This window comes from Pedobacter steynii, assembly GCF_900103665.1.
GTDB classification, from domain to species: domain Bacteria; phylum Bacteroidota; class Bacteroidia; order Sphingobacteriales; family Sphingobacteriaceae; genus Pedobacter; species Pedobacter steynii.
On record NZ_FNGY01000013.1, the window covers coordinates 99,301 to 115,079 of the forward strand.

The following is a 15,779-nucleotide window of genomic DNA, read 5'->3' on the forward strand; positions in this document are numbered from 1 at the left end:
ATATTTATGAGCTTCCCCTTTACATATGTTGATATAATTTATAACTCTGCCCTGATCCGACTCAATTGTGTGGGGGTAACCCCCAGATAGGAAGCCATATGGTGTTGCTTTAACCGGGCAAACAACGCGGCATTATTTTCCTTGAAATCCAGATACCGTTGCTTGGCGGTTTGGTATTTAAGGCTGATCTCACCGATTTCCTTCTCTATGATCCAATGCCGTTCCATATAATGGATGTAAAACCGGGCAATATCTGGGTACTCCAGCGTTAACTCCCGGAATCCGTCAAAACCATAACTGATGATTTCCGTTTCTTCCAGTGCCTGTATGGTAAATAAGCTGGGCTGCTGCAATAACATTGCACTGGTAGAGGCCACCAATGTTCGTTCAGGAAAAAATTTTTTGATCACCGTGGCACCATCTTCGTCGGTATAGTAATAAGAGAAAAGTCCTTTGCTGACAAAAGCCACCTTTTTAGGGATACTCCCTTCCATCAGGAAATATTCTCCTTTTTTGATGGTTTTTTCCAGCAATAGCTGTTGCCAGGCATTTTGTGCAGCCTCAGAAATCGAAGTGTAGCTTTTGATGTATTGCCAGAACGCTTCCATTTATTATTCCTCGTTCATGAGTTGTTGAAAGCAGTCGATAAATTGCCCTACATGGAGCCCATCCATTAAAGCATGGTGTACGTGGATCGATACCGGCATACTTTTCTTTCCGTCCAGCTCTGTTATTTTTCCAAATGATATTTTCGGACTGCTGTCGGGAAATGAAAAACTTCTTGCATGCGACACGGAGCTGAAATTGATCCACGGAAGTGCAGAATAATGAATCACACATTCTCCCAATTTTGCCGGAAAAAGTTCGCTGCTGTTTCGAACTTCTGCTATTTCTTGATCTGCCCCTGTTTTAAATGCCTGAAAGTCTTCCTCGAACTCGATATAGGAAAAACCAAACGTCCCATCCGGACGGTCTACCGTCGGGGAAGCATTTACCTGGTCGTAAACCCAAACCTGATCTTCCACAATCCGGTAACGAAAAGCAGGGATCTGGTTTGCTGCGCTCAGTGATTTGTGCAGATAGTATAGGAAAAAAGGGTTGCCTTTTGCCTTTGCAGCTGCATAAGCAAGGGTACAATCTATATTCACGGTGACGCCAAAAAAAGGTTCATCAAATTGTTTAAAGAAATGAAAATGCGCTGTTCTTGCCCAGCCGTTTAAATCTAAAATTTGTTTCATTATAGTAATTGTGGTAAGATCTCGGCTAATGCTTTGACCTGATAAAAATTGTCATGTTCCAGGGTATGGTCAATCTGCTCATGTGCCCAGGTGGTATGGTAGGGAATATGCACGGCATGTCCTCCGATTTCAAGAACAGGCATCACATCTGATTTTAAGGAATTACCCAGCATCAGGAAGTGTTCCGGTTTACAGTCCAGGTGTTTCAACAATTTCTCATAATCCTTCTCTTTCTTGTCGCTCATGATTTCAATATGATGGAAATAAGTAGCTAATCCCGACTTCGACAACTTCCGTTCCTGATCCAAAAGATCGCCTTTGGTAGCTACCACCAGCCGGTATTTTCCTTTTAAAGCTTCCAAAACTTCCTTTACATCGTCCAGCAGTTCAATCGGCTTATTCAGTAATTCCTGTCCATATTGAATCGTTTTATGTAAGATTTCGGGGTTTGCGGTGTTGTTTGTTACTCTTAACACGGTTTCTATCATACAGAGCATAAAACTTTTTACCCCATATCCGTACAAAGAAAGGTTTTGCATTTCCGTTTTAAAGAGCTCCTGAGACACACTGTGGTGTGGGAGATAATCTTCGAGTAAAGCGCAGAACTTCTGCTCTGCTTCTAAAAAATAAGGTTCATTTACCCAAAGTGTGTCGTCTGCATCAAAGGCGATTACTTTTATATTCTTCATGATCAAATGTTAGCAGCACAAAGATCGTTTTTTTTCTACCATTCGATTTGTCATATTAGATTGACCTTTCAGTTTGTTTATTGTAAAATTATTTTCTGACTGCGTTAAATCAGAAAGGCAGAGGAAACTATTGGTTAAATTTACGGATAACCAATACAGAATTCTTATGGTAACTATAATTGTCGCAACAGATTTTTCCGAAGTGGCTGAAAATGCAGTAGAATATGCTGCAGCAGCTGCAAAACATGGTAATGCAAGACTGGTTTTATTCAACTCTTACGTCCTTCCCGTTCATGCCGCCAACACGATTTTACCAGCTTCCAGTATTCAGAAGCTGATGGATGAAAACGAAAACCGATTACAGGAAAGAGCACTTTATCTTTCTAAAACCTATCACATCAAAGTCGGTTTCGAAGCCCGTTTTTCATTCGTAGAAGATGAATTGAGCGACCTGATCGACAGGCATAAAGCGGATTTGCTGGTTTTGGGAATGAAAGCGAGGACACTGGAGCAGGACCTGATGGGAAATACCACTACTGCGGCGATTAAAAAGCTAAAATTCCCTGTTCTTGCGGTGCCAATCGGAGCCAAGTTTGGAGAGATTAAAAAGATCTTGTTTGCATGCGATGTATTGAGAGGTGTTCCTAAAAAGATTCTGAAGCGAATTAAAGAATTGGCTACAAGTCTGAATGCTGAAGTAGAAGTCTTTCATGTAAATAATGCGATCGAAGAACTGAAAGCGGATGATCCTGCACTATCTTCAAAAGACGGAATTGGTAGTGGGCTATCCGGCGTGAGCTATTATTATAAAAATGTAAAGTCTAATCAGGTAATCAAAGAGATCGAAAAAGAGATCAAAGAGTTTAAAGCAGATCTGTTGATCATGATCCCTAATAAATATGGTTTCTGGGCTTCACTGGTGCACCGCAGTAAAACAAGGGTCATGGCCTCCGGATTGGACATTCCTTTATTCTCTATTCCTATTTAATTGAATATTTGCTGTTTCAAAATAGTAAGATATGCCTGAATACACAACTGCAGGAGCTGTTCATTCAGGCATTTTTATGAAACAATATTTTATCGGAAGGACATTGTTCGGATAGTGTTGTGATACTGGTCTACTCTTCTCTATGTTTCACTAGACTCTTCTTCGAGTCCGGGTCGAAGAAGAATCGAAAAGAATTGCAGGATATTTGACCGGAATATATAGAACGGTACAACACTACTATAACACTATCCGTACAGTGTCTCTGAGATGTATCTCTTCAAATGCACTTCGTTGCAAATATTTTGCAAACTATTTATGCAATTTTTACGCATATTAGCTTAACAGTTATATATTTGATAAATTAGCCTACCAAACCAAATATCACAGGTTATTGCCTATGAATTCTACTCCTAATATCACCTGTTTCGGTGAACTGTTGTTGCGTTTTAATACCCAGTTGGGCTTGCGCTTTGTGCAGTCCAACGCATTTAATGTTCATGTTGCAGGTGCAGAAGCAAATGTGGCGGTACTATTGGCGAGGCTAGGTCTGGCCAGTAAAATAGTAACCAGGGTGCCCGACAATGATCTGGCAGATATGGCCATTGCGGAGCTCAGGAAATATGGAGTAGATACGACTGGAATTCTTAAAGGAGGAGAGCGGTTAGGAACATATTACGTGGAAAACGGAAACCATATCCGGCCTACACAAGTCATCTATGACCGCTCGGGTTCATCTTTTTCACAACTTCAGCCGGGAATGGCCGACTGGCAGCAGCTACTGAAATCATCTTCTTTATTCCATTGGTCTGGCGTTGCTGCCGCACTTTCAGAGAGTGCTGCAGAAGTATGCAAAGAGGCGATAGAAATTGCTCACCAGAAAGGAATCGTTATCTCTGCAGATTTTAACTACCGTAAAAAACTATGGAAGTATGGAAAAGAAGCGCAGGAAATCATGCCTGGTTTATTGAGGTATTGTCAGGTAGCGGTCGCCGATCTGGATAGTGCTGCCATTTATTTCGGTATAAAGACCAAAGAAGGAATGTCTTTAAGAGATCGGTTTGAATACTGTTTCTCTTTCCTGAAAACAAAAATGCCCCTTCTTAAAACCTTTGCTATGAGCTTCAGGAGGGTAGAAGGCCTCAATCATGAATATTTTGCCGGACTGGCGCATGAAGGCAATTTTTATTACTCCACCGTACATACCCTTCCGATGGTTACAGACCAGATCGGAACAGGAGATGCCTTTACTGCTGGACTATTATATGGAATATCTTCCGGTTTTGATCCTCAAAAGATGGTCAACTGGGCGGCAGCATGCGGTGTACTGAAGCAAAGTATTCATGGCGACTGGGCCTTAACGAGTAAAGACGAGATCGAAGCTTTTATGCAAAGCGGCATCTCGAGTAAAATAAACAGATAACAAGGGGAAACTTCATAATCACGTCCTAATTATAATATAGTATGGAAAACTGGCCGGAAATCACAAACCTGAATGCGTATGATACCCCCTTATTTGTGGTCTATGAAGCGCGTATTAAATCTAATATAGAAATCGCGCTGGACATGCTTTCCGGGAATGTGAATCGGTTCAGGCCCCATATTAAAACCCATAAAATCGGCGAAATCATCCAACTTTTTTCAGGATATGGCATCAGTAAGATTAAGTGTGCTACCATTGCAGAAGCTGAACTCGCTGCTGCAAATGGAATGGCTGATGTATTGATTGCTTATCAGCCTGTAGGTTTTAAAATCAACAGATTGATGGAATTGATCGCTGCTTTTCCGCAATGCTCGTTCTCCTGTTTAGTAGATAACCTGAATACTGCCTGTCAAATTGCGGCGCTGGCGCTGGCGCATCAGTTGGAAATAGCGGTATATGCAGATTTGAATACCGGGATGAACAGAACAGGCTTTCCGGTAGCCGGAGAGGTGGTTGCATTCTGTCTGGAATTAAGCCGGATCAAAGGACTGAAATTGCAAGGCCTGCATGCTTATGATGGTCATCTTCATGATTTAGATCCTGATGTCCGTGCGGAAAAAGCAAAACCGGCATTGGAAAAGGTGTTCTCAGATGCGGATGAACTGGCTAAACTTGGCCTTACTGATTTGAAGATTGTTGCAGGCGGGTCCAATACCTTTGCTTATTACGCTGGTCAGGACCGTGTGGAATGTAGTCCAGGAACTTTTGTTTTCTGGGATGATAATTATACGAGGCATTTGCCTGAATTGCAGTTTCAGCCCGCAGCGTTGTTGATTTGTACCGTGATTTCTCTGCCTGCCGATGACCTGATCTGTGTAGACCTCGGCTATAAGTCTGTGTCTTCGGAAAATCCTTTGGAGAAACGGGTGCTCTTTCCATGGAATGCGGATTTAATCCCTTACGGTCATTCTGAAGAACATCTGACCTTAAAGCATAATGAATCTATAAAATACCAGGTTGGCGACCGCATTTATGGAATGCCCTATCATGTTTGTCCAACCTGCGCCCTTTATGAAGAAGCCCAGGTCGTGAGGGAGAAACAGATTGAAACCAGCTGGAAGATTAAAGCCAGAGACAAAAAGATTTCTATCTAAAGGAAAGTCAGATTTGGATTGGCTTTTTTATAAGGGCTTAGTAATTCTGCATCTGGCGAAAGCTCGGTGACGATATAATCTACTTCAGATAAGTTGGCAATTTTGATTTTCATCGTGGAGTTTAATTTCTCAGAGATGGAAACAATAGCTACCTTCTCAGAAGAGGCCAGCATTGCCTTCTTTACCTGAACCGTATCCCAGTCGGAATCAGAAAAACCTCCTTCAATATCCAGTGCATTGGTACCTAGAATGCATAGGTCAGTTTTAAGGTGCGAGAGTTGGTTAAATACATCGCCGCTAAAGCTCATCTGGCTATAAGTAGAAATCTGCCCGCCAAGCATGATCGTTCTGATATTGGGCTTATCCAATAATTCTACTGCCGATAAAACGCTGGCAGTCACAATGGTGATTCTCAGGTTTCCCGGAATCAGCTTGATAAACTCTCTGATCGTCGTCCCTCCGCCCAGCAGCAATAGCATGTCCTTCCTCAATAGGGGAAGCAATTTCTGCGCGATGGTAATCTTATCATCCTGTGAATAAGCTTTTTGTTCGGAGGTATGATGGTAAGCGCTTGCCATCGCACCTCCTTTTACCTTGATCACCAGGTTTTCTTTTTCCAGTTCATTGATGTCCCTTCTGATGGTGTCTTCAGAAACGTTGACAATCAATGCCAAATGCTCAAATGTAGCACGGGTATGGATGTTAATCTCTTTAACAATCAGCTGCTTGCGTTGCGCTTTTGTTAGGGTGGCTGGTAGTTGATCGGTAGTCATTAATTAGTATATAATTACAATAATACGGCTTAATTATAAAACTCCATACAATTTTGTATTTATGGTAACTCCTTAGGAGTCACGTTCCATTCCACTTCGTTTACAATGGATGTGGACCTTCCTCCGCGTCCCTGACTATCGAATGTACGGAATCTAATGAGTCCCTTGGTGGTAATCGGTTTGGTATATACCGGGCTCTTTGCTGTTGGTACAGTCTGATCAGTAGTGTAGCGGACTGTTATCCCTGGGAACTGATTGTTCAAATGGACCTGTCCGTCTTTTACAATCGCGCCGGCAGGGGGGAGCCTGTAATTCAGTTCTCCAAATGCAGCATCTATCCTCGGCAGTTCTTTTTTTCCAAGCCTGTTGGCAAACCTGGCCCAGGCTTTATCATACATTTCTTTTCTTTTGATGGAATCCGGCTCATTGGCCCATTCCGGATCCGTCGCCCATGCCCTTTCTGCAAGGCCCAGAAGTTTAGGCATGATCATGTATTCCAGATCTTTTCCTCCTTTAATCGTTTCGCTCCATAACAATCCCTGCAGACCCACAATATTTGCTTTTCCTTTTGCAGTTAAGCGTTCTTTGCTGTCATAGAAGCCGGGTTTTAAGGCATTGCCAAATTTATCCACGTTGGAATTGAGAAAGGAATTGAAAGGAATGAAATTAAATGCCTTATCGATATCTGCGTATTCACCCCAGTAATAGCCGGGCTCATCAAATGATTTCTGATAAGCCATATCGAAGTACAGGTTACTTACGCCGCCAAGAATGACTTTGTAACCGGTGTTGGCCAGTCGATAAGCCAGATCTTCTGCACCCCAGCCTATGATGTTGTTCCATACATTGAGGCGGATATTTTTATCACCCAATGCAGGATTGATCACATAAGATTTCTTTCCATCTGCAACAACCGGCTGCATGCCCACCTCTTCCCATCCAGAAAGGTATAAGTTTCTGCTTTTTAAAATGCGGTCTATATTGCCGTAAAAGTAAGCCCAAAGGCCATTTACATCTTTTAGTTCCGGATGTTCTTTTACGAATTTCAGGCTGTTGGGGGAACCTTCCCAGGCACCATCGGGAACTTCGTCTCCTCCAAAATGTATGGTTTGTAAAGGTGCACTTGCGGTTTTATACATGGCGATGATCTCGTCGCTGATTTTTTCTATAAAGTTATAGGTAGAAGGAATAGACACATCCATCACATTGTCGTTCCAGTTTTGTACAGAACGGTAAATGGAACGGTCATTAAGGTCATGGAGGAGGTAGCGTTTTGCTTCTTCCGGCTTGCCTTCTTTCATCAGCCTGTTATAGCGTGCATGCATCGAGCGGACTGCTGCTCTGGCATGTCCCGGTGCTTCTATCTCCGGAATCACCCGGATGTGGCGTGCATTGGCATATTTTAAGATTTCAATGAAATCAGCTTTGCTGTAATGACCTGTTCCATGATGCTCGTTTAAGAAAGGACCCGATCCAAAAGAAGGAGGGAGGTGGCTAAGCGTAGTATCAGAAAAATGTCCCCTTCTGGAACCCACTGCCGTTAACTCCGGCAAATCCTGAATTTCCAACCTCCAGCCTTCATCGTCATTTAAATGAAAATGCAGTACGTTTAATTTATACATGCTCATCAGGTCGAGTACTTTCAGGATTTCTTCTTTTGTTTGAAAGTTTCTTGCTACATCTATCATCAGTCCTCTAAATGGAAAGCGCGGCTGATCAGTTACCGAAGCGTTTTGCAATTTTATAGCGGCAACTTTATGCCCCTTTTTTTGTAAGGGAAAGGTACTGAGCAAGGATTGAATGCCATAAAAAACACCGGCCTTCGCTGATGCGGTGATCCGGATTTGTTTACTGTTAATTTCCAGCTGATAAGCTTCGGCCCCTAAGGATTTATCCAGGTTCAGCTGAATGGTCTTTCCGCTTTGAGTTCCTTTTCCCGGGCTCAGGACACGATTTAATTTTTCCTGAAGGAAGGTGCCTTCTGCTTTAAAAGCCGGATCAGCACTGAATTTTACACCCTGGTCCAGGATAAATTCTCCTGCTTTTTCCGTGTATTGTGCAGGGCTGGGAAAGACCTTTTGCAAATCTTTTTCAGGAATATCTATGCTATTTTTATTCTGCTCATAAATGAGTTGAGGAGTGATTGCAGGAACACGGTCCTGCTTGTTCCTGGCAAATTGTGTTGCACGTGTAGAAGGGATAGCCTTCACATTTTTGATGGGAATGGCTTGTTTTGGTGCATCATCATAGATCAGGTAAAATCCTTCCGGTGCATCCGTCGCATTTACTGCCCAATCTTTGGATGCAAATTCAGTCGTAGCGGATGTTCCATTGTGAATAGGCTTGAATTTTTCTGTCGGACGGATATAATATAAGTCTCCGTTAACATGTACAATTTCTACATTTCCTGTCGTTGTTCCCGGAACAATCCTTCTTGCAAAGTTAAAATACAGCTTCCAGTTTTTGTTGGACAATGCCAAAGGGTCATTGTTTTGAACATTCAGGCTGGATAGAAATTGTCCGCCACCTGCATGACTATTTTCTATTATTTGCCAATTAATTGCAATTTTTTTTGCATTTACGGCGTCTTTTTTTACTTGTGCAGTAGAAATTAATCCCAATAAGAGCATTGGCAATTGAAAGAGTAATCGTCTCATGTTTACATATTAAAGTAGCCCAAGGTAGGTTTATTATAATTAATTTGCAATAGGAAATAACTTGTTGTTAATAATTTTAGTCATGCAATGAAAATTAATATTTTAATCCTTATGTTTGAAATATGCAATTTATTGCAAAAAATATGCAAACTAAACCAAGCTGTATGATCTTCCGGAATGCCCTGAATAAAACCCTCCGATTGTTTTTACGGATCACTTTACTGTTTATAAGCCCCGCTTTGTATGCTCAGCAGACTTCGTTCTCTGTAATCCCGGAACCGGTTTATATCAAAAAAGGGAATGGGGGAGTCAATATATCTCCAGCTACGACGATCAATTATCCTGATGAACTGAAGGCCAGCGGAGAACTGCTGAATGAAGCCATCCGTTCTTATACCGGAACTTTGCTTGCTGTAAATACCAGGCCCCAGGCAAATCAGCTCCTGTTAAAACTGGATTCAGTAGTCGTAAAAGAAAAGGAAGGTTATCATTTGTTGATCGAAGATGATCAGATTCTGATCATGGGGCATGACCAGGCAGGTATATTTTATGGTATACAATCGCTAATGCAGCTGTGGTCGCTGCATACGAAAAACTCATTGCGTGTAGAAAAAGGGGAAATCAGGGATTATCCACGTTTTAATTATCGGGGCATGCACCTGGATGTAGGCAGGCATATGTATTCTGTCGCTTTTCTTAAAAAGTTTATCGATTTGCTTGCGGTTTATAAGTTCAACGTTTTTCACTGGCACCTTACGGAAGACCAGGGCTGGCGGATAGAAATAAAAAAATACCCAAAGCTTCAGTCGGTGTCTGCCTGGAGGGATGGCACGATCATCGGTCATAAAAAAGAAGCGCCTCATACTTTTGACAGTGTAAAATATGGAGGTTATTATACCCAGGATCAGATCCGGGAAGTAGTGCGTTATGCCGCTTCGAAATATGTCAATATACTTCCTGAGATTGAAATGCCCGGACATGCTTTAGCGGCACTTGCGGCCTATCCTCAATTGGGTTGTACTGGTGGCCCTTACAAAACCGCTCAGTTCTGGGGCGTCTTTGATGATGTCTTTTGTGCGGGTAATGAGGAAGTTTATCAGTTTATGGAAGATGTACTGGACGAAGTAATTGGTTTGTTTCCTTATGCTTATGTCCATATTGGCGGAGATGAATGTCCTAAGCTGAAATGGAAACATTGTGTCAAATGCCAGCAAAAGATCAAAGAAAACGGGCTTAAAGATGAGCAGGAACTTCAGGGGTATTTTATGAAAAGGATAGAGAAATACCTGAACAGTAAAAATAGAAAGGCCGTAGGCTGGGATGAAGTACTGGAAGGTGGGGTTTCCCGGAATACCACGATTATGAATTGGAGGGGAGAGCAGAGTGGAATTGCTGCGGCAAAGGAAAAGTACGAAGTCATCATGACGCCGGAGAACATGCTTTATTTCGACTATTACCAGTCGCTGGATAAAAATGAGCCTGTTGCCGCAGGAAATTACACGCCTTTATCAAAAGTTTATGGCTATGAACCAGTGCCGGATTCTTTAAGTCCTGAGCAGGCCGCCTACATTAAAGGAGTTCAGGGCGGCATCTGGACGGAGTATATGAAGGACGAAAAACATTTGGAATACATGGTATTTCCACGCGCTTTGGCTTTATCAGAAATTGCATGGTCGGACAAAAAAGGGAAGAATTACCCATGGTTTCTGGAGAAACTGAGGCACCATAGGGATTTCATGAACCGGATGAAGGTGAACTATTATCCTTATTTTGATGAGATTACCTCGGAAATAAAACCCGGAGCTAATGGGACTCCTGTTTTGACCTTAAAAACAACATTTCCCAAAGGACAGATCAGGTATACCCTGGACGGCTCAGTTCCTGGCCTAAAAAGCAAGCTGTATCAGGGGCCTGTTTTATTGAACCGTTCCATGGTCTTGAACGCCGGGCTCTTTGTTGGAAATAAACGTTCAGGGAAGGTTTTTAATCAGGCGTTCTTGTATCACTCCGCAATCCAGAAAAAGATCAGTCTGGCGCATGCTCCTGCAGGCAAATACAATTTCCCAGCTGGCTTATTGCTCAATGGAATTGAAGGGCACCATCGTTTTAACGATTCGCAATGGCTGGGCTTTAGCGGGGAGAATTTGGAAGCCCTGATCGATTTAGGTGCCTTAACACCTGTCTCTCACATCGGCATCAATGTGCTCCATTATCCCTGGCAAAGAATGTGGGCGCCGAAGAAACTGAGCTTTCTGGTGTCTGTTGATGGAAAGGAATTTAAAGAAGTGTATTCCGGAGGAAATTTCGATCTTAATGGGATCAATAAAGTGCGGGCAAAGTTCCCTTTGCTAAATGTTCGATACCTTAAAATAATTGGAGAAAATATCGGCAGAGTACCTGTCGGAGGATATGGAGAAGGAGAAAAGGCCTGGCTGATGGCAGATGAAATCATTATAAACTAAAAATCCATGACTGTACTTATCGTTGTCGGTTGCATCCTGTTGCTTGTTTTGCTCACCACCTGGGGCAAGATCAATGCCTTTATTGCTTTTCTTTTTGTGTCTATCCTTGCAGGTTTATTATTGGGTGTTCCTTTAACAGGCATTACTAAATCTGTGCAAAAAGGAGTAGGGGACATCCTGGGCTCTTTGATTATTGTGATCGTATTTGGGGCTATGCTCGGCAAGCTCGTTGCTGCCAGCGGTGCGGCGCAGAAAATCGCTTCCGTAATGATGAAGATCTTTGGGCGTAAATACATTCAATGGGGATTAATGACCACTGGTTTTATCATTGGGATTCCCTTGTTCTATAATGTCGGTTTTGTACTCATGGTACCGCTTATTTTTTCTGTGGTCTACAAATACAAATTGCCTGCGGTATACCTGGGACTTCCAATGCTGGCTGCTTTATCGGTTACGCATGGTTTCCTGCCGCCACATCCTTCGCCTGCTGCTTTAGTGTTACAGTTCCATGCAAATATGGGTTTAACCATGTTTTACGGCATCATGCTTGCTATTCCAGCGATCATTATCGCAGGGCCTGTTTATTCAAAAACGCTAAAGAATATTGTTGCCGTGCCACTTAAAACTTTTCAGTCGGACGATTTACCCGGGGAAAAATTACCAGGTACCTGGAATAGTTTCATCTCTGCACTGTTGCCGGTAATCGTCATGGCCCTGACCACCATCTGCGTATTGCTGTTTAAGGACAATCCTTCTGTAACGGGATTTGCCGGTTTCCTGGCAGAGCCTTCGATTGTGATGTTTCTTACTTTATGTCTGACCACGTTCACCCTTGGAATAAAAATGGGAAAGAGCATGAAGGAAGTGATGTCCATCTATGGAGATGCCGTAAAGGACATTGCCATGATCCTGCTTATTATTGGCGGATCAGGTGCTTTAAAACAGGTGCTTTCAGATAGTGGAGTGAGTAAAGAAATCGGGGATGTTTTGGCAGGCTTGTCTATTGAGCCTTTATTTCTGGGCTGGTTGATTGCTGCGGTAATCCGCGTTTGTCTGGGGTCTGCAACTGTTGCAGGCTTAACTGCTGCTGGTATTATTGCACCACTGATGGTCAATTCCAACGTAAATCCAGAGCTGATGGTACTTTCCATAGGAGCAGGTAGTTTGATGTTTTCCCATGTCAATGACCCCGGATTCTGGATGTTCAAAGAGTACTTTAACCTCGGGATTAAAGACACGATCCGGTCCTGGTCTATCATGGAAACACTGGTAGCGGTGATCGGCTTAATAGGAGTGTTGATCTTAGATCAGATTGTGTAAAGAATGTATTGATCTTTCCGGAGTTTTCCGGGTTATGTTTAACTTGCTCCTCAACAGAATTATTTTAAAAAAAAACATGAAAAATACGATCTTCCAAACTATGTTCCTGACCCTGTTAATGGTCTGCATATTGACCTTTTCACGGGCACAGGTGCTTCCTTCTACCGGAGCTACTTTACAGAAAAACACCTGGACAACCAGTCAGCTGATGAAGCCTGAGACTCTGGTTAAAATGATCCGCACTGGTCAGAAAGTGAAAATCTACAATATCGGAGTAGTGCAAAACATTAAAGGAGCAGTCAATATGGGGGCTGCGGGTGAAAAAGAAAATCTGAAGAAATTCGCGCAAGTATTAAAAGGAGTTCCTGCGAATACGACATTGGTCGTTTATTGTGGCTGTTGCCCGATGGATAAATGTCCGAATATCAGGCCCGCATTCCAGCTGCTCAATGACCTGAAGTTTAAGAATGCCAGGCTATTGGAATTGCCTGTAAATGTTAAGACGGATTGGATTGATAAGGGCTATCCTTTAGCTGAAAATACAAAGTAAGGACCTTGCATAACCACCAGATAAAGACGAGTACATAAGCGCTTACTAAAAAAGCAATCAGGTGGAAGGGCCAGATGAAATCGGCTGGAATAATAAAAAAGAAGATTTCCAGCAGGAATACCTGAATAAGGTATCGTAAATATTGAAGGGTGTTAGTTGTTTTATGAGCCTCCTTGTTGCTGAGGAAAAAGCCGAGCACATTACATAGCGTATAGCCCAGTGCATTGGCATACCAGTATTTAAGCTGAAGTGTTTCCAGGGCTGCAAACATCTGGGAGAGACAGAACAGGGCAAGAAATTGTGGGATATAGTGCCAGTAAAGCGGCCGCTTCGCTTTTTTTGTCTGCTCTTGAGCAACCCATTCCTGGGCAACCATGAGGATGGTTAATATCAGAAACAGCAAACGGAAGAAAGAAGAACTGGTTAGGAAATTGGTTAAGATATGACCGGAACCAATCATATCCAGTTCGGCAGGAGTTTTAAGCGCCAGTTGGAAAAAGCTTAAACCGATCACAGTACCGTACATCGCCTGTATAAATACAGGCATTTTCTCTTTCCTACTCCTCATGTATGTGTTGTTTTTTATTTCCCCTTTAGCAGGTCGCAAAATTACATTAATTGCAAAGCACTTCCAAATCAATAAGTTGCAAGGTTTTTATGAGTTAGAAGTATCGGCATGGCAATAAAGAACGTTATCGTTTAGGCAGGGAACGCATCCTTCAATCCAATATTTTACCGGTAGTAGTTCTTGTAAAACAACAGGTAGGATAAAATAAGGTTTATGGGAATAAGGAACCAGATCCATTGAAACATAATGATCCAGAAGAACAGAATAAAAAGCCCAAATACCCAGGGCAGGTAACTGTTCATATGGAGTCCCAGCCAATACAATAAGCTCCGGAACAATAGGGTAATGCTCAGCATCAGAAGAAATAAACCCGATGCTGTTACCGCATCAAAACGAATGAACAACCAAATTCCTTCGGGTAATAAAAGCAAAACATATAACTGCAGGAGTTGCACATAAAGTTTGTTTCTGGAATAGGGGAAGTTTTTGGAAAAACTCAGATATTGAAGCTCAAAACGTTGGCCCTGATAGATCAGAAATGTATGGGCAACCGCAACACCCAATATTGCCATTCCCGCAATTCTGAGGTCGTTTCTTAAATCAGCAAAAAGCAAAAATACACCCGATAGAATTGCCCAGCAAAGTATTTTGGTGATTAAAAAAGCTAGTTTTTTCCGGTGAATAATATCATAAAGAAACAAAATCGAGAACGGCTTTTTCCAGCTGTTTATGAGTTTGTTTAGTGTGGTTGATTCTTCGTTCCGCATGATGCGGTTGATCAGTTGAAGATAAAGAAAGGCACTGATGCTATTTAAAAACAACAGGTAAATGACGATTAGAACTGGGATGAGGTAATGTCCGTAAATGGCACCCGCAATTACACTGAACAATCCATAAACGATTAGTGGTACCGAAATAAATAACTGAGCGAAAAACCAGCTTTTAAACTGTTTGGTTTTACTCAGTGACGTACTGCTGTAATAGAGGAACTGGTATTGATCCATTTTTAGTTGTGCAGCTACATATTGCCAGCTTTTGACGGTATAGACCAGCCAGACGATGAAAACGAGGATCATCATAATCGGGGCACTTGCAAAACTGAGCATGAAAATAATATTGAATACCAGTGCTTTGTCCGGCGTGATCGTGCCTGCCGTCAGGATAAAGAAACAATAGCTGAAAACCGCTGCGAATAAAAACAGCAGCATTCCCGAATGTACTCGAAAGAACCCTCTTGAGAAAGTTTTTATCAGCAATTGCGTTAAAGAGCCGGTCATCAGACGATTGCTTTTAAAGTCCGGTTTTCTACCCAAAACACCTGTGCTTTGGAAAGGATTTTATGCTCCAGTGCCTGATGAGAGGCCAGTAAGAAACTTGTTCCATCGTTTTGATACTTTTCTACGATCCAGGAGTAAAGGACCTGTAGGGAATCACTGTCAATGGTGATTAAGGGCTCATCCAATAAGATCAGTTTGGGCTGGCCAATGAAGGCAAGAAGGAGGGATAGTTTCTTTAGCATTCCGCTGGAGTAGGTGCTGATTGGCAGGCCTATATAATGCTGCATCTGCATGCTTTCGAGGTAGTATTGTTCTTGACCAGGGCTGGCTTCTTTGGCCGTTACAAACATCCGGATCATTTCCTGTCCGGTCAGGAATTCAGGGAAGATCGGCTCTGCCTCTGCAAAGTTGACCACCTTACGGTAAGCCACACTTTGCTTTTTCAAGTCGATTCCAGGATTGAGGCTGATCTGTCCTTCAAAAGAGAGGAGACCAGCTATGGCTTTTAACAGCGTGCTTTTTCCTGATCCGTTTGTACCTTTCAGCCAATAAATTCCGGGGTCAATGGTCATTTTATCTATTTCAAGAGCAAGGTGCCCGGCGTATGATTTTTTGAATTGCTGGAATTGTAACATGAAGGCTTTGGTTGCTGATGAGGTAAAGCATTTATTGAATTTAAGATA

At 42.4% G+C, this 15,779-nt stretch carries 14 protein-coding genes; 6 read left to right on the forward strand and 8 right to left on the reverse strand.

All coding sequences use genetic code 11. The features are described from left to right. Nucleotides 1-38: 38 nt before the first annotated feature. From BLQ87_RS28490 to BLQ87_RS28500, 3 genes are read right to left on the reverse strand one after another with little or no spacing between them, the layout of a single operon-like run. Nucleotides 39-608 carry a Crp/Fnr family transcriptional regulator gene (locus tag BLQ87_RS28490; RefSeq protein ID WP_074612301.1) on the reverse strand — a complete coding sequence of 190 codons (570 nt, stop codon included), beginning with the start codon at nucleotides 606-608 and terminating at the stop codon, nucleotides 39-41. A 3-nt stretch (nucleotides 609-611) separates the two neighbouring features. Then, entirely contained in the window at nucleotides 612-1,238 is a 627-nt protein-coding gene (locus BLQ87_RS28495) for a chloramphenicol acetyltransferase (RefSeq protein WP_074612302.1), read from the reverse strand. After that, a complete protein-coding gene (locus BLQ87_RS28500) occupies nucleotides 1,238-1,927 on the reverse strand; it encodes an HAD family hydrolase (protein ID WP_074612303.1) in 690 nt (229 codons plus the stop codon). Before BLQ87_RS28500 ends, BLQ87_RS28495 begins: the two co-directional genes overlap by 1 nt. Nucleotides 1,928-2,093: 166 nt before the next feature. On the opposite strand from BLQ87_RS28500, the gene BLQ87_RS28505 reads away from it, so the two are divergent. The 3 genes from BLQ87_RS28505 (at nucleotide 2,094) to BLQ87_RS28515 (ending at nucleotide 5,489) form a co-directional block, all read left to right on the forward strand. Beyond that, nucleotides 2,094-2,915, forward strand: coding sequence for a universal stress protein (locus BLQ87_RS28505; RefSeq protein WP_074612402.1), 822 nt, complete (start codon nucleotides 2,094-2,096; stop codon nucleotides 2,913-2,915). Nucleotides 2,916-3,312: 397 nt separating this feature from the next. Beyond that, nucleotides 3,313-4,335 carry a sugar kinase gene (locus tag BLQ87_RS28510; RefSeq protein ID WP_074612304.1) on the forward strand — a complete coding sequence of 341 codons (1,023 nt, stop codon included), beginning with the start codon at nucleotides 3,313-3,315 and terminating at the stop codon, nucleotides 4,333-4,335. Between the two features lie 41 nt (nucleotides 4,336-4,376). Beyond that, nucleotides 4,377-5,489 (forward strand): D-TA family PLP-dependent enzyme, encoded by a 1,113-nt coding sequence (locus tag BLQ87_RS28515; protein WP_074612305.1) that lies wholly within the window; start codon nucleotides 4,377-4,379, stop codon nucleotides 5,487-5,489. Here BLQ87_RS28515 and BLQ87_RS28520 read toward each other — a convergent pair. Beyond that, nucleotides 5,486-6,262 (reverse strand): DeoR/GlpR family DNA-binding transcription regulator, encoded by a 777-nt coding sequence (locus BLQ87_RS28520; RefSeq protein ID WP_074612306.1) that lies wholly within the window; start codon nucleotides 6,260-6,262, stop codon nucleotides 5,486-5,488. The genes BLQ87_RS28515 and BLQ87_RS28520 overlap by 4 nt on opposite strands. A 59-nt stretch (nucleotides 6,263-6,321) precedes the next feature. Next, nucleotides 6,322-8,919: a family 20 glycosylhydrolase gene (locus BLQ87_RS28525; protein ID WP_074612307.1), complete on the reverse strand. Its 2,598-nt coding sequence runs from the start codon at nucleotides 8,917-8,919 to the stop codon at nucleotides 6,322-6,324. A gap of 143 nt (nucleotides 8,920-9,062) precedes the next feature. On the opposite strand from BLQ87_RS28525, the gene BLQ87_RS28530 reads away from it, so the two are divergent. The 3 genes from BLQ87_RS28530 to BLQ87_RS28540 all read left to right on the forward strand — a co-directional run bounded on the left by BLQ87_RS28530 (nucleotide 9,063) and on the right by BLQ87_RS28540 (nucleotide 13,251). Continuing rightward, nucleotides 9,063-11,381 carry a beta-N-acetylhexosaminidase gene (locus BLQ87_RS28530; RefSeq protein ID WP_245723948.1) on the forward strand — a complete coding sequence of 773 codons (2,319 nt, stop codon included), beginning with the start codon at nucleotides 9,063-9,065 and terminating at the stop codon, nucleotides 11,379-11,381. Nucleotides 11,382-11,387: 6 nt separating this feature from the next. After that, the gene (locus BLQ87_RS28535; RefSeq protein WP_074612308.1) at nucleotides 11,388-12,701 is read left to right on the forward strand and encodes a gluconate:H+ symporter; all 1,314 of its coding nucleotides are present in this window, start codon (nucleotides 11,388-11,390) and stop codon (nucleotides 12,699-12,701) included. 76 nt (nucleotides 12,702-12,777) lie between these two features. Further along, nucleotides 12,778-13,251 (forward strand): hypothetical protein, encoded by a 474-nt coding sequence (locus BLQ87_RS28540; protein WP_074612404.1) that lies wholly within the window; start codon nucleotides 12,778-12,780, stop codon nucleotides 13,249-13,251. On the opposite strand, the gene BLQ87_RS28545 is transcribed toward BLQ87_RS28540, so the two are convergent. The 3 genes from BLQ87_RS28545 to BLQ87_RS28555 form a co-directional block, all read right to left on the reverse strand. Next, nucleotides 13,199-13,819, reverse strand: a complete 621-nt coding sequence (locus tag BLQ87_RS28545; RefSeq protein WP_074612309.1) for a hypothetical protein — start codon at nucleotides 13,817-13,819, stop codon at nucleotides 13,199-13,201. The two genes, BLQ87_RS28540 and BLQ87_RS28545, sit on opposite strands and share 53 nt — an antisense overlap. Nucleotides 13,820-13,983: 164 nt before the next feature. After that, the gene (locus BLQ87_RS28550; RefSeq protein ID WP_074612310.1) at nucleotides 13,984-15,096 is read right to left on the reverse strand and encodes a hypothetical protein; all 1,113 of its coding nucleotides are present in this window, start codon (nucleotides 15,094-15,096) and stop codon (nucleotides 13,984-13,986) included. After that, complete coding sequence (locus BLQ87_RS28555) at nucleotides 15,096-15,731, reverse strand: ABC transporter ATP-binding protein (protein ID WP_074612311.1); 636 nt, start codon at nucleotides 15,729-15,731, stop codon at nucleotides 15,096-15,098. The genes BLQ87_RS28550 and BLQ87_RS28555 overlap by 1 nt, the downstream gene beginning before the upstream one ends. Between the last annotated feature and the right edge of the window lie 48 nt (nucleotides 15,732-15,779).

Bases quoted from the DNA above. Each gene is read 5' to 3' on its own strand.
- BLQ87_RS28490 (WP_074612301.1), bottom strand. From the start codon at position 608: ATGGAAGCGTTCTGGCAATACATCAAAAGCTACACTTCGATTTCTGAG.
- BLQ87_RS28495 (WP_074612302.1), bottom strand. From the start codon at position 1,238: ATGAAACAAATTTTAGATTTAAACGGCTGGGCAAGAACAGCGCATTTT.
- BLQ87_RS28500 (WP_074612303.1), bottom strand. From the start codon at position 1,927: ATGAAGAATATAAAAGTAATCGCCTTTGATGCAGACGACACACTTTGG.
- BLQ87_RS28505 (WP_074612402.1), top strand. From the start codon at position 2,094: ATGGTAACTATAATTGTCGCAACAGATTTTTCCGAAGTGGCTGAAAAT.
- BLQ87_RS28510 (WP_074612304.1), top strand. From the start codon at position 3,313: ATGAATTCTACTCCTAATATCACCTGTTTCGGTGAACTGTTGTTGCGT.
- BLQ87_RS28515 (WP_074612305.1), top strand. From the start codon at position 4,377: ATGGAAAACTGGCCGGAAATCACAAACCTGAATGCGTATGATACCCCC.
- BLQ87_RS28520 (WP_074612306.1), bottom strand. From the start codon at position 6,262: ATGACTACCGATCAACTACCAGCCACCCTAACAAAAGCGCAACGCAAG.
- BLQ87_RS28525 (WP_074612307.1), bottom strand. From the start codon at position 8,919: ATGAGACGATTACTCTTTCAATTGCCAATGCTCTTATTGGGATTAATT.
- BLQ87_RS28530 (WP_245723948.1), top strand. From the start codon at position 9,063: ATGCAAACTAAACCAAGCTGTATGATCTTCCGGAATGCCCTGAATAAA.
- BLQ87_RS28535 (WP_074612308.1), top strand. From the start codon at position 11,388: ATGACTGTACTTATCGTTGTCGGTTGCATCCTGTTGCTTGTTTTGCTC.
- BLQ87_RS28540 (WP_074612404.1), top strand. From the start codon at position 12,778: ATGAAAAATACGATCTTCCAAACTATGTTCCTGACCCTGTTAATGGTC.
- BLQ87_RS28545 (WP_074612309.1), bottom strand. From the start codon at position 13,819: ATGAGGAGTAGGAAAGAGAAAATGCCTGTATTTATACAGGCGATGTAC.
- BLQ87_RS28550 (WP_074612310.1), bottom strand. From the start codon at position 15,096: ATGACCGGCTCTTTAACGCAATTGCTGATAAAAACTTTCTCAAGAGGG.
- BLQ87_RS28555 (WP_074612311.1), bottom strand. From the start codon at position 15,731: ATGTTACAATTCCAGCAATTCAAAAAATCATACGCCGGGCACCTTGCT.